This window comes from Micromonospora sp. CA-249363, assembly GCF_050950185.1.
Taxonomy (GTDB): Bacteria; Actinomycetota; Actinomycetes; order Mycobacteriales; family Micromonosporaceae; genus Micromonospora.
In genome coordinates, this window is the sequence record NZ_CP192020.1 from 3555650 (window position 1) to 3568588 (window position 12939).

General features: G+C 67.2%; 8 protein-coding genes. 3 read left to right on the forward strand and 5 right to left on the reverse strand.

The window, feature by feature from the left end:
* Positions 1–43: 43 nt before the first annotated feature.
* The 3 genes from ACQPZK_RS16430 to ACQPZK_RS16440 all read right to left on the reverse strand — a co-directional run bounded on the left by ACQPZK_RS16430 (position 44) and on the right by ACQPZK_RS16440 (position 5106).
* Entirely contained in the window at positions 44–1222 is a 1179-nt protein-coding gene (locus ACQPZK_RS16430) for a hypothetical protein (RefSeq protein WP_433533790.1), read from the reverse strand.
* A complete protein-coding gene (gene pglX / locus ACQPZK_RS16435) occupies positions 1219–4794 on the reverse strand; it encodes a BREX-2 system adenine-specific DNA-methyltransferase PglX (RefSeq protein ID WP_433533791.1) in 3576 nt (1191 codons plus the stop codon). Before pglX ends, ACQPZK_RS16430 begins: the two co-directional genes overlap by 4 nt.
* A 72-nt stretch (positions 4795–4866) precedes the next feature.
* Positions 4867–5106: a winged helix-turn-helix domain-containing protein gene (locus ACQPZK_RS16440; RefSeq protein ID WP_433533792.1), complete on the reverse strand. Its 240-nt coding sequence runs from the start codon at positions 5104–5106 to the stop codon at positions 4867–4869.
* 367 nt (positions 5107–5473) lie between these two features.
* On the opposite strand from ACQPZK_RS16440, the gene ACQPZK_RS16445 reads away from it, so the two are divergent.
* Positions 5474–5710 carry a DivIVA domain-containing protein gene (locus ACQPZK_RS16445; RefSeq protein WP_433533793.1) on the forward strand — a complete coding sequence of 79 codons (237 nt, stop codon included), beginning with the start codon at positions 5474–5476 and terminating at the stop codon, positions 5708–5710.
* A 429-nt stretch (positions 5711–6139) separates the two neighbouring features.
* Here ACQPZK_RS16445 and ACQPZK_RS16450 read toward each other — a convergent pair whose 3' ends face one another.
* On the reverse strand, positions 6140–6457 hold the full coding sequence (locus tag ACQPZK_RS16450) for a hypothetical protein (protein ID WP_433533794.1): 318 nt from the start codon (positions 6455–6457) through the stop codon (positions 6140–6142).
* Between the two features lie 183 nt (positions 6458–6640).
* Between ACQPZK_RS16450 and ACQPZK_RS16455 the strand changes: the two genes are divergently transcribed.
* A complete protein-coding gene (locus ACQPZK_RS16455; RefSeq protein WP_433533795.1) occupies positions 6641–7369 on the forward strand; it encodes a hypothetical protein in 729 nt (242 codons plus the stop codon).
* A gap of 284 nt (positions 7370–7653) precedes the next feature.
* On the forward strand, positions 7654–8241 hold the full coding sequence (locus ACQPZK_RS16460; RefSeq protein ID WP_433533796.1) for a hypothetical protein: 588 nt from the start codon (positions 7654–7656) through the stop codon (positions 8239–8241).
* Positions 8242–8315: 74 nt separating this feature from the next.
* Here ACQPZK_RS16460 and pglW read toward each other — a convergent pair whose 3' ends face one another.
* A complete protein-coding gene (gene pglW / locus ACQPZK_RS16465) occupies positions 8316–12737 on the reverse strand; it encodes a BREX system serine/threonine kinase PglW (RefSeq protein ID WP_433533797.1) in 4422 nt (1473 codons plus the stop codon).
* Positions 12738–12939 lie beyond the last annotated feature (202 nt).

Here is a 12939-nt window from a genome sequence, read left to right on the forward strand (position 1 = left end):
AACTGACATCACCATCGGCGACGTACCGACACCAACCGAATCCTCAAGCCGCCGATCGCAGCCTGGCCTTCCAATCCGCGATTGCCTCGCCCTGGAGCAGGACGACCTGGTTCTCGTTGCAGATGTCGAACCACGCCTCGTCCGTGCATCTCGACACGACCAGCACGGGCGTCGCAATGACTCCGCGCGTCGCGAGGCGGTGACGGTATTCGAGGACCTGACCGAGGCCCAGTCGCAGCTGCTCCGACTCGTTGCCCTCGACCGCGCTCTTCACCTCGGCGACGAACTGCCGCCCGTCGACGTCCCGCCACGCCAGATCCACCGGTACGCCGTGCAGTCCCGCACCGACCGGGATGCCGTCGGCGCCGAGGTGGTCGATCACTGCCCGGCACAGCCGGTCGTGCTCGCTCACCCCGGCGCGGTAGGCGTCCCCGTCGAACAACCGTTGCGCCGGCAGGTCGACCGGAGCGGCCGACCCCGCGTACTCCCGGTCGAAGCCACGATGCCCTCGGACGCCAGCGGGTGTCACGTCCTCGATCATGGTCTCGGCGGCCTGCCACGCACGCGCGGCGATCTCGGGCCGGTAGCGGCTCTCGAACGGGAACGGGCCGGCCGCCACCCAGGCGTTGAGCATCCGGGCGGCGGACATCACCGGCGGCTGTCGCAGCAGCCACAGCGCCGTGTCGATATCGGGGCAGGTGAGGAGCAGCTTCTCCTCGGCGAGGGTCTTCGTTCGGTCCTGCACCACGTCGATACGGCGCCGGCCCCACTCCTCCAGGTCCGCCGCCCCGGCCTCCATGGCAAGGACGATCGGCGCTCCGGCAACCCGCAACCACACCTCCTCGCCGGACTCGTACACGCCGAGGGTTTCCAGCAATCCGACGGTCAACCGCAGCAGCGGACCGTGGCCGTCGTTGACCCGCGACAGCAGCCAGTGCGTGCCGGCGGTCGACGCCGCCTCGGGCACGCCCATCCGGGCCACCCATCCGGCCAAAGCCCACACCGCGCGCTGCCGCTCGTCCAGTCCGTCAGCCCAGCCACCGTCCAGGGCGGCCGGCGGCGGGTCCAGCGGCGCGGGCTGCGGGTCGGCGAACACCCAGGCCGCGAGGTCGGCCGGCCGGGTCACCTGCCAGAGCCGGGACCGGCGGGCCGCCAGCATCCCGGTCAGCTCCTCGACGTCACCCGCCGACCAGAGGCCGGTCGCCGCCGACTCGGTCGTCATACCTTGGCCTTACGACCGCGGGTGGCTTTGGCGGGACGCCACGACGCCAGTGCCTCGTCCGTGAGGTGTAGCCGGTTGGTGGTCTCAGCGAGGAAGCCTTCGTAGATGTCCGCCGGCGACGCACCCCACTCGGGGTCAAACTCGCCGTGCCACTGGCGTACCCAGGGAAGAACCTCGCGCAACCCCGCGACCAGCGGCAACAGCCGGTCGTCGGCCCAGCCATCCTCCTGCTCGCGGGCCACGATGAGGGTGGCCAGGGCCTGGGCCTGCTCGCGGTGGTCCCAACCGGCCCAGCCGACCAGCAGCGACGGGTCGCCGTCGCGGCTGACGCCGGGGTACGAGACAAACCGCTCCTTGGGTACGTCGAGCTTGCCGCGATGCTTCCAGTAGCTGCTCTTGAGGAAGTCCGCCGACGTGTACTTCGGTGGCACCGGGATGCTCTTGCGAAACTCCCGCTTGGCCGCCTCGTCAGGCAGCGCATCCTCCTGCCGCTGCAGGTCCCACACCTGCTCCCAGTCGGCCCGCTTGACCAGGCCGCTGTCCTTGTAGCGCAGCGCAGCCAGGTGCGGCACGTGCTCGTCGGCGACCAGGTCGGCGATCACCTTGCCGAGATCCTTGCCGGGCGCGTAGAGGTTGGCGACGGTGAGCACCTCGTCGTCGCGGCGCAGCTCGTCGGCGAGTTGCGCGGTGGTCAGTGGACGCGGCTGCTCCAGGCCGTCGACATGCTGGTACCACAGCTCACGCGCCTCACACTGGTCCAGCAGCCAATCGCGCAGCGCCTTCGCCTGCATCGCGTCCCAGCCCTCGCTGGCCCACCGCCGCTTGCACTCCGGCCGCTCGATCAACCCGATGTTGCGGTTGCCCTCGATGACTGCGATCCGCCGCTCCACAACCGCCTTGTACTCGTCCGACCAGTGCGCCGGCAGCTCGGTGATCGGCGTCGACTTGTGTCGCTCAAACCACTGCGTCTCCGCCTCACCGGCGGCCATCTTGCGCGCGAGCACGATCTCGAACGCCCGCTGCCCGAGGCTGAGCATCGGCGGTCGGACGCTCTCCGGCGAGGTCAGATCCTCGTCCAACAGCCCGTAGAGCGAGTAGACCTGCCAGTCCAACTCCTCCTGCAACGAGATCATCTGGCCTCGTATGGCGTGCCACTCGTAGGCGGCAGCGTCCAGCCGGTCTCGGGTGGGAACGCCGGAGGCCGCGACCGCCGCCGGGGTCACGGTGGCGAGGCGCTGCGCCAGGCCGTCGATCTCCCGGCTCAATTCGAGGGGGTACGCGGACGGCAGCGGAAAGTCTTGCAGCTTCGTGCCGGCGAACTCGTAAAACCGCTCCCAATCCTCGCTAGCGATTCCACCTCCGATCCCTCCATTACCCCGATCGAAGCTAACTCGCTTAAGCCAGAAGCACCCGGTCGAACTATTCAGAAGCCCGACGAGTTCCATGTGCCCATCTTCTGACACCTGGACAGCCAGTTTGATCACTGGCGCAGTCTGTTTAAAGACCTTTCCACCTCGATCGAGGACGAAGTGGTTGTGCGTTGACACAAATGCGAAGGCGATCGACAGTGGCCTCTTAAGCTTGCTCGGGTAGACCTCTTGCCATTCCCACCAGACCATGCCCCGCTGAAGCATCGGCACGCCGAATCGCTTTCGGCCTGAAATAGCAGTGCGGTAGGGCTTAAGGTACCTGGCATTAGCCGCTTGCTCCTCAAGCGGGAGTGGGCGCAGTTCGTCGTCGTAAACCCAGACAGCCTCTGCATCGACAGCCAGCACATAGTCGCGGATCACGTCACCGGTCACGAGCGGGCGGGTCTCATTCACGCGAACCCTACTCCGGGCTCCATTCATTGGGAGCATGAATAGGTCGTCCTCGCCTGTGACCGACGTGATGCCCACTGAGTCTGCGATAGCGGAGAGTCTGCCTGGCGTGGCCTCTAGCATTGCAAGGAGATCTCCCGCGCCGCCGCCGCTCAAGCTCCAAGGATGGCTTGCCAACTGCGTCCGCGGGAGATCACTGGCGCTGATCCACTCACTCTCTGAACCCGGCCGGTCTACCTGGCTAACTATGGCCTGCCAAACAAAGCCTTGACCCTGGTTTGCTGGCGCACTGGGCTCGCCTCGGATGCCCATCACAGTGCGGATCGTTCCCGCTCGACCTCGGTTGGTGTTGCGACCAACCAAGACTACGGTCGGAGTGCCGTGGCCAGGTATGTAGGCCCCGGAGGTGTCGATGACGTGGGTCAGGTTCACCTCGACGGCGAACAGCTTCTCAATCATCCTCTTGCCGAACTCGCGCTTCATGAACGAGTTCGCCGTGATCTGCCCCACGTGCCCGGCGCCCTTGCCGTCCCCGTCGCCAGGCTTGGCGAGCTGGAAGAAGCGCTGCGCGAATGGGACGGACAGGGCGTACTTGCCGGAACAGGCGTCATACATGCTGCGGTAGGCCTCGTTGAGGCCCTTGTCTTTGACCGTGATGTAGGGCGGGTTGCCCACGACGACGTGGTAGTTGCCGGGGCCGAGGATGCCGGCATACTCCTGCACGTCCTCGGTCGCGTAGGCGAACTCCGTCATTGGGTCTTCGCCGAAGAGCATGGCCTGCCGGCGCTTGATCAGCGAATCGCCGACTGCGAGGTGCATCGGGAAGACGAAGCCGGCCGTGTCGGCGAGAGTCTTGACGCTGCAGGCGCGCAGGGCGGCGACGAGGAGTCGGAAACGAGCAATGGCTACCGCGAAGGGGTTGATGTCGACGCCGTGCACCGCGTCGAGGGCGAGACGTACTCGCTCGTGGGGGTCGCGGTTGGGGGCGTGTTGCTCCCATTCCTTGAGCAGGCGGTGGAAGGCGCCGAGGACGAAGTGGCCCGAGCCGCAGGTCGGGTCGATCATCTTGACGACGTCGTGGCCGAACTCGGCGATCGCCGGGGTGAGCGTCAGGTCGAGGATGAACTCCTCGACGAACTCCGGAGTCTGCAGCAGCGCGTAGGTCTTGCGGGCAGCCTCGGAGAGATCTTGGTAGAGGTCGCCGAGGAAGCGGGTGTCCCACTCGGGGTCGGTGAAGTCGTGGACCAGGTTGCCGGACTCGCCGCGCCGACGCCAGAAGGCGATCAGATTCTTGGCCTCGTCGTGTGACAGCGGGATCTGGTAGAGCGGATTGTGCCGCTTGTCGAAGAGCGACTTGCCGGCCTGGGTGCTGGCGATGGCGTCGTAGCTCTGGTGCAGCCAGTCGCGGAGGGTCTTGTCGGGCCGCTCCCGGAAGAACTGCGCCTCGGCCTCCTCGGCGAGCACCAGGCGGTCCCCCGGGCCAGCCAGATAGGGGTCCGGCAGGAGGCCGTTGTCCTCGCAGAAGCGTACGAAGACCGTGCCGAGCACCCAGGCGACGGCGGCCTGGGTGACGCGCTCATCCCGCCAGGCTGTCCAGGTGGCGGCGGTGCGTCCGACCCTGAAGGCGTGGTCGTACTCACCACGCAGCCGGAGGCGCACCTCCTCGACCGACTCGGCCTGCTCCCGCAGGTCTTTTTCCAGGTTCTTGACCTGCTTCTGCAGGTCGGACAAGAGCAGCTTCCGGTCGATCACGCGCCGACTCTAGTCGTCCCGTCGATGAGACGGGGGTACCCAAAAGGCTCAGATCGGTAGCCGGCCCGCTACCTACGGCTCCCGCATCCAGGTCTTCGGGTCGGTCACGAAGACACCCTTGCCCTGCTGTCGCCGGATCACCCGCAGCGCCTCCAACCGGGCATAGGCCATCTGCGCGGTTCCGTGGCTGACGTCGTAGCGGGAACGCAGTTCGGCGATCGAGGGCAGCTTCTCCCCCGGCTTGAGCTTCCTTGACCTGACGTCGGCGATCACATCATCGGCGATGCGCCAGTAATCCGGCACTTCTCGCATGGCACTCCTCGCGTGGCAATCCGATTTGATCACACCGCGACGCGCCTAACAAGCAGCGTTGACTCAACTAGCATGTCTAGATATGTTGGTCCTGAGCCGATCCTCGCGTGGCAACGAGTTCGGCTCATCCCCTCGGTCGGGGCGGGTGCATGTGCCCGTCCCGACCCCACGAACTGCTCTGCCGCCGTACCGCCGAATAGGGCTGCGGGGGCGGAGCGGGCGGGTCGCCCGCGGCCCCCGCGCGGACGGCCCGCCCTTCCAGACACACCACCGGGACCTTCCGCGCTCCCGCCTGCCCCCAGAGAGGATCGTCGTGGCTCAGGTGTATCGAAGTGGTCAACCCCAATCGGCTGGCTACCCGGCCCGGTTGACGCCCTACGAGGTGCGGACCCGCGAGTTCGCCGCGCGCCGGCGCGGCGTCGACCTCGATGAGGTACGCGAGTTCCAGGCTCGGGTGGCCGACGAGATGGCCTTGCTCAACGAGACGGTACGGCTGCTCAGCCAGGAGAACGACCGCATTCGGCGGGCGCTGCGCGACTGGCAGGCGATGCACGCACGCGAGTGCCAGCCACCGCATGACCAGCCCAACTCCGGCCACTGGTGACCGCGCGCCCCTCCCCCGGCGACCTGCTCGCGATCGACGGCCGAGCGTCGGTGCAGTTCGCCGGGAATCGCGCGCTGACTCTCCGCGTCGTCTCGGTGTCCGACGAGCTGACCTACCAGGGCTGGGTCTGGTTGACCGGCTACGTCATCAGCCGCCGAGGCGAAGCGACCGACAAGAGAGAAGTCTTCGTCCAGCTCGCCGGCCTTCGCCCTGCTGCCACACCCGTTGCACCGGCTCGGAGAGCGTCGGGGCGCCGGCAGCGGTGCGTCCGCTGAGCGGTGCCTCCGATGTGCTCCTCGGTATCGCGTGTCACTGGGCGGTCGCTGGGCGCTTTCGTCGCCACCAGGCGGTGAACAGGGTGGCAACCTGAGCTTTGACCTCCTCCGCGACGAGCCCTTTGGCGTCGCCCATGAGCGGCACGAGTGCGTGCTAGTAGACGTCCCGGTGCCGTTCGACCGACGGACAGGCGAACACGACCAGCATCCGGAGAACGCGCACGGTATCCGCGCCCAGGAGGGGGAAGTGGGCGTCCAGCACCCGCTTCAGTCCCGACCACACCTTGTCGACGACCGCATCCTTCAACTGCGCCTTCTTGAATGCCTGCTTGGCGACGTCGGCGACCAGGCCGATGGCTTTGTTGACCTTCTCGATCACTTGGATCAGCGCCACCAGCATGCTGCACCAGCCGTGCCAGGCAAGACCCTTCTTGATCTCTCTGGCGATCTGTTCGCTGCCAGTCGTGATCATTTTGCAAGGACACTGAGACCAGGCGGTGGTTCAGGCGTCTGACTACAGAACAGCAGCCGCGAACACTGCTATATCTGGCGTCGCTCTGTCGGGTAGCCGACACGTCACCGCAGAGCAATTTGATACCGTTCGCAACTCGCCTTGACCAGAACCATCCACAACCAATCGGTGAGCGGAGGGATCTTGGCAGAAGAAGACAAGGCCGCAAGAACCTCCAGCCTTACTAGATCGCGTCACCCAAATCGCTGGATAGTAATGCTTCTAGCCGCTGTGATCAGCGCTTCCGGCGCCTATCTGGTTGGTGGATATTGGCGTATTTTCAAAACCGCAGAAAAAGATATGGGCGCTGGCGTCGAGAATGAGGCTGGACGCTCGGCGGGTGCGCTCGCGAGCAGTGAGATCCTGACCATACCCAGCGAAACAGAACTCATGATCTCCGGGGCCTGCCTCAGCGAGTGCAACCTTGACGGGCTGCTGCTCGTGAACCACCCGACGTGGGGACGAACTTTCCTAGGAGTTGTTGATTGGGGAGAGGAGGGAGAAGATCGCCAATTTGCGATCGTGGCTGTCAATTCGGGCGGGGAATTGCAATGGAGGAAGCCGCTAGGCGACTGGTACAGCCTCGATTACGCCGATCCACCGACGGACTCCTCGGGCAACGTATTCCTGACCTACGACCCTGGGGGCGAGTCAGGCGTCATCATTCTTCGCGCCATCGATGACGGTATTGATGATTTTGGCACGCTCCCCGATCCGGGCGAGTACAACGCTCGCTTTTACGGTGCGAAGCTCATTCAGGTTGAGCGCACGTATCAGGTCGACAAGGCGACGAATGACTGCGATCCAAACTGCGCCGAAGGTGACGTCACCCACGCTTATTATTATTGGAACGGAACGGACTACGTCGAATAAGGGCCGTCTCGAAAGATGTGAGGGTGGGCTTGACTGGGCGAAAGAAGCAGCGGCGGGGCGGGCAGGCCCGGCCGGCTACCGAGATGCCTTTGGCAGCCACTGCGACTGCTGCGCGCTCGCCCTGGCGACGGATGAAGTCGTGGGCTGCCGCACAAGGCACCGCCATCTTCGTCGGCGTCGTCGTCGGAACTGTACCGACGCTTGTGTTGCTTCGTTTGACACCTCTTGTCGATCCAACATCTGTAGCCACACCGTCACCTACGCCTGGCCCTCCGGTCATCCCGGTGATGCGCGTGGAGGCCCGACCCAACGTTTTCTTCGGCGGCATCTTTGACGAGTCTTTCAACTACGTAATTCCGCACGAGCGATCCAGCGTACCGCCCCCACCTCCGGTGTCGTGTAAAGAACGGAGGGCTTGGGCTTGGCAACACGACGGCGCCGACGCAGGCGAGACATGGGCTGAAATGACTCTCGCCAGCAATCGGTCAGCGGAGGTGACGATTGCGGACCTTCACGTCGAGATCGTCAAGAAAACTCCCCTGTCTGTAGGTTTTATCGCCGAATGCACTACTGGAGGCGCTGATCCAGATAAAGAACAAGGTTTGCAGATAGATCTGGATAGCCCGACCCCCAAAATTGGATTCATCTCTGATTATGGAGGCGCTATCAAGGAAGTGCCGCGATGGAAATTGGGGCCGGGCACTCAGGACACCTTCAACCTCTTGGCGAGAGTTCGGCGCGGCTTCTTGGTCGAATGGCGCCTTGTGGCGACTGTCATCAGTGACGGGAAGACTGAGCAGCTAATCGTCGACGATCGGGGTGCACCATTCCGGACAGCAGGAGCCACGCTTCCCAGCTACTCCGATGACTGATGGATTGAGGAGAGAATTCTTGATCACTTTATCGTGAGTAGTGAGTGCCCCGAAGTGCCGCAGAGGCTGGTCCGTCAAGCGATGACTGCGCTGCGGTGAGCGTTGACGACCCAGGCGTCCGGTAGGGCGATCCACTCGTTGTCGCCCACCCGGACCACCGAGCCGTCCAACTTCGGTAGTAGCGCCGGGTCCTCCATCGGGCATAGCAGCCACACGTCCCCCGCCCCACCGCGCGCCGCATCGGCCAGCTCGTGCAGCCGCTCCATCGCCCGGTACCGGGCCAGCAACGCCGCGTCGTGCAGCAGCACCGGCCCGTCCGTGGCAGACAGCGCGGCGCGCAGCGAGGGCATCGTCAGTTGCCACGCCTGCTCGACGTACTCCCCCAACTTGATTGCCGGCCGCGATCCTTCCTTGGCGATGTCCGCGCCGAGCACGGTCTCCCACGTCGGCTTCGGGCGGGCGTCGACCAGGGCGCGCAGGTGACCCAGGAAGGCCGCCGCCACGTTGACCGGTCGGGCGTCGAAGCGCCGGGCCAGTTCCTCCCGGGCCAGGTGGTACCGGTTGAGGCGTACCGTCAGCGCGCGGAACCCTCCGGCGGACCGCGCCCCGGAGAGCCGTTCCTCGGCTCGCATCGCCGCCGCCAGTTCGGGCGAGTCCGCCGTCCACCGGCTTGGCGGGGTTGGCGTCGACGGACGCCGCTGAATGATCGACACCGATGACGAGGCCGTGCGGGGCGGCGGTGGGACATAGCGGTCCCGGTCCCAGCGCAGTTCGAAGCCCGCCTCGGCGAGCAGCCGGTCCAGTTTGGGGTGACCCGGCAGCGGGTCCAGCTCCGGGAAGCGCGCCGTCACCCGGTCCGCCACGTGCGTCGGGGTCAGCCCCCGTCGACCGTCGGCGGCGACGGTCGGCGGCACCACACCGGCCTGGGCCAGCCGCAGCGCGCGCACCGGGTCGAGGTCGCGCGGATAGATCTCCAGCCGCGCGGTGGCGGCGGCCCGCTCCGAGGCAACCGCGGCGAGCAACACCCGTCGCCGCTCGTCGAACGCCTCGGCCGCACCGCCGGGCGCGGTCACCGCCGCGAGGGTACGCAGAACCGTCGCCGGGCTGGGCAACACTTCACTCGCGGCGAGCTTGTCGGCAGCCTTGCCGAGCGCGTCGGCGTAGTCGAGCAGGGCCGGCGCGGCCGGGGTGTCGGGAGCGTCATCGTCGCTGACCTCCAGAGCCACGAGGAGCCGGTCGCCGCGCGGGTGCGGCTTGCCGTCGATGTCGGCACGGGCGTGCCGACGCAGCAGCAGGCGAGGCTCGTCGGCGAGCGCGTCGACCTCCACCGCGGCGCGGACCGCCGCGACGGCCACCGCGAGACGCAGCTCGTCCCCGGTACGCACCGAGCCGCGACTGCTCAGCAGCGCCGCCGCCAACTCGGCGACACCCATCACCCGGCCGCCGTCGTGCAACAGCTCGATGATCTGAGTACGCACGCTGCCGACCACGGGGATGTCGAGCCAGCGCTTGCGCTGCTTGCCGAGGATCTGCGCCACACGACCCGCGGTGACGCCCAGGGCGGTGGCCACCTGCGGCTGCTGCGGCCAGAGCTGCAACGCCGGCAGCGCCCCCAACTCGTCGGGCAGGTGCAGCAGTAGGCGGGTGCCTTCGATCTCGGTGGCGTTGCGTCCGTTCTTCGCCGGCACGAGCAGCGTGGCGATGGCGTCCAGGCCGACGCGTACCAGATCGGTGTCGCCGCGACCGGCGGTGGACTCGGTGGCCACCTCCTCGCTCGCCGCCTTGCGCGCGGCGGGCGTGGTGGGCAGTGTTTCCCGCTCCCCCAGACGCTGACGCCACTCCTTGACCCTGCGTTGCAGCTCCTGGCGAGTCTTCGCGCCCAGGCCGGGCAGGTGGGCGAGCTTGTTGGCGACCGCGAGCAGCTCGCCGACGGTGGTGGCTTCCAGCCGGTGGGCGGCGGAGACGGCCCGCGGAGTGAGGCCGGCTGCCTCCAGCGCGGTGGCCCTGTTCGCCTTGCCGGCGGCATCGTCGCGTGCCGTTGCGGCAACCTGCTCGTCCGGCTCGTCCACCTCGGGGTGATCGCTGCCGACCGGGGTACTCGCATCCGAGCGCCGGAAGACGTCCTGCCACGCGTCGCGCAGATCCTTGAGTGACGCGTGCCGTCGACGGTGGTCGCGGTGCAGCGCGCGCTGGAAGAACTCCACCAGGCCGTCGCGGATCGCCGGGTCGAACGCCTCCGCGGCCAACATCGGCGGACCGTCGGTGAGCTGAGGCTCGGTGCCGCCGTCACCCCAGACCGGCAGTTCGCCTGAGGCCATCTCGTGCAGGGTGACCGCTAGCGCGTACCACTCGGCGTGCTTGTCGTAGACCGGGCGGTTGGCGGTGCCGAGGAACGGGTCCAGGTAGCGTGGGGTGCCGGCGCTGATCTCCTTCACCGAGACGCCGGCGAGGGAGAAGTCGAACAGCACCAGTTGCCGGGTCCGGTTGGGTCGGATCCGGATGGCGATGTTGTCCGGCTTGATGTCGCGGTGGTAGACCCCCTCACCCTCCAGGTAGTCGAGGGCGCCGAACAGGTAGTCGCTGTACGTCTCCAGCTCGTCGACCGTGAGCCGACCGTCGTCGCGCAGCTTGCGCGCGAGGGTGTGGTCGCCGGCGTGTTCCAGGACCACGACGGTGCGCTTGCCGAGCTCCAGCGGCTCGGGCCGCGCCAGCCGGATCACCCGCGAGTCGGTGAGCGGGCCCAGCACCCGGGCCTCGTGGGCCAGCCGGGCGCCCTTCTCGTCGGAGAGCCCGACCTTGAGCACCTCTTCCCGGCGGGTGCGCTCGTTGAAGCCGAGGAACGCTCGGCAGGTCGAACCGGTGCCGAGGCGGCGGACGATCTTCCATTCGCCGACCCGGTCGCCGCCGCGCGCCTCCAACGGGTCCGGCTGCTCGGGCTCCGGCTCGGGCGGGTGCACCGACTCGGCGGGTGGGGTGGTCAGCTCGTCCTCGACGCCCTGCAGCATCTCGACGAAGTCGGCGACCGTGGTGAGCCGCTGTGCCGGGACCGGTGCGGTGGCGGCCTGGATCAACTCGTCGGCGAACTCGCTGATGCCGTCGGCGACCGCGGCTGCCCGCAGGCCGTTGTCCCGGGCCAGCCGGGCCAACAGCTCCGGGCGCTTTGCGGCAGGTGGTTGACCGGTCAGGATCAGGTACGCCAGCGCGCCGAGGCCGAAGACGTCCATCGCCACCGCGTCGGGCGTCGGCGCGGTCAGCTCCGGAGCGAGGTACGCCTCGGCGGACCGCTCGATGTGCGCCGAAGCGTGCGAGGAGAGGCTCACCGGATCACCGCTGCTGCCGCCGGCGCTGTCCGCGCTCCGGGTCGCCGCCTGCCAGTCACTGATCTGTAGTTGGGGAATCAGCCAGGCTTCGTCCTCGTTGCCGCCCCGCCGCTTCGGGCCGGGGTTAACCAGCACACTGCGGGCGGACAGGGCCCGGTGGTGTAGTCGCCGACGGTGCGCGTACGCCACCGTGTCGGCGAGCTGACGGATCATGGCGAGCCGGCTCAGGGAGTCGAGGCGCTCGCCGTACTGGGCCATGTAGTGGTCCAGTCGCACGGAGCGGGGGTCGTACCGGAAGATGAGCGCCGGGCCGGCCTCGTGCGACTCCATCGAGTCGACCTGCACGATGCCCGGGTGGTTGATCCCGTGCAAGGCGAGCATCTCGCGCTTGGCGGCGCGTTCGATGCTGGCCCGTTCGGTCTGCACGGCGTTACGCTCGACCAGGTAGATACGCACCCGGCGACGTTCGCGCTCTAGATCACGGTGGCGCGCCTGGTGGTCCTGCCAGGTGGGGCCGACATCGAATGGGCGAGGTTCCAGCTCCCAGGCGCCAACCTGATAGTGCCGACGGCTCCGCGCGATGCCCACCGCGGCGAGCAGGTCGGGCAGTGCCGCCGATACCTCCTTGGTGACCCGCTGGCGTTCATCCTGCGGAGGTCGCTCGAGCAGGGATTTGATCGTCGGTAGTGGCCCCGGCTCATGCCCCGGGGCCGGAACCGGCCCGAGAATGCCGTGCAGGTGATGCTCCGACAGCTCCACCCGCAGGCCCGGCTTGGACAGGAACACCGCCGCCTGCACGAACGGAACGCGGACCTGCTGACCTTTTCGCCGGGAAGCGGCTACCTGCAGCAACGACTTGAGCTTCTTCGCCTTGCCATCCGCGAGGTGCAGAGGGTTGTCGAAGGTGCGGGTGCCGTTCGGGCCCTGGAGGATCCAGTTGGAGCCGCTAGACCGGAGCTGGCCGTTCAGACTTTTGATCTCGATGAGGTAGAGGCCGCCCGGCGCGGCGACCAACAGGTCAACCTCGTAGGGATGCCCGGTCTGGGCGGTGAAAGTGAAATTCGACCAGGCTCGGTAGGGCTCGCTGTCCGGTAGTAGCGCCTGGACGTGCGCCAGCGCCTCCCGCTCGTGCGCAAACTGCGACGGCGTGATCGTCGTCCACCGGCCCTCCTGCATTCCAGAGATCCTAGAGCCCGCCGGCAGGGAAGGAGGACCGCCACCTGGACACGATTGCGGTGTATTGCCAGCATGCGGGTCCGGCGGCGTCTACCGCACATGTCGCAAGCGCCGGCTTTGGGGAGTTGCAGGTAACAGTTGGCAGAGTGGTGGGGGCGGTTCCGACGCCCGGCCACGTTGCCGCGCCACCGACCCGTGGAGT

Excerpts from the sequence above, each read along its gene's own strand:
- ACQPZK_RS16450 (WP_433533794.1), bottom strand. The coding sequence starts at position 6,457 with ATGATCACGACTGGCAGCGAACAGATCGCCAGAGAGATCAAGAAGGGT.
- pglW (WP_433533797.1), bottom strand. The coding sequence starts at position 12,737 with ATGCAGGAGGGCCGGTGGACGACGATCACGCCGTCGCAGTTTGCGCAC.
- ACQPZK_RS16430 (WP_433533790.1), bottom strand. The coding sequence starts at position 1,222 with ATGACGACCGAGTCGGCGGCGACCGGCCTCTGGTCGGCGGGTGACGTC.
- ACQPZK_RS16440 (WP_433533792.1), bottom strand. The coding sequence starts at position 5,106 with ATGCGAGAAGTGCCGGATTACTGGCGCATCGCCGATGATGTGATCGCC.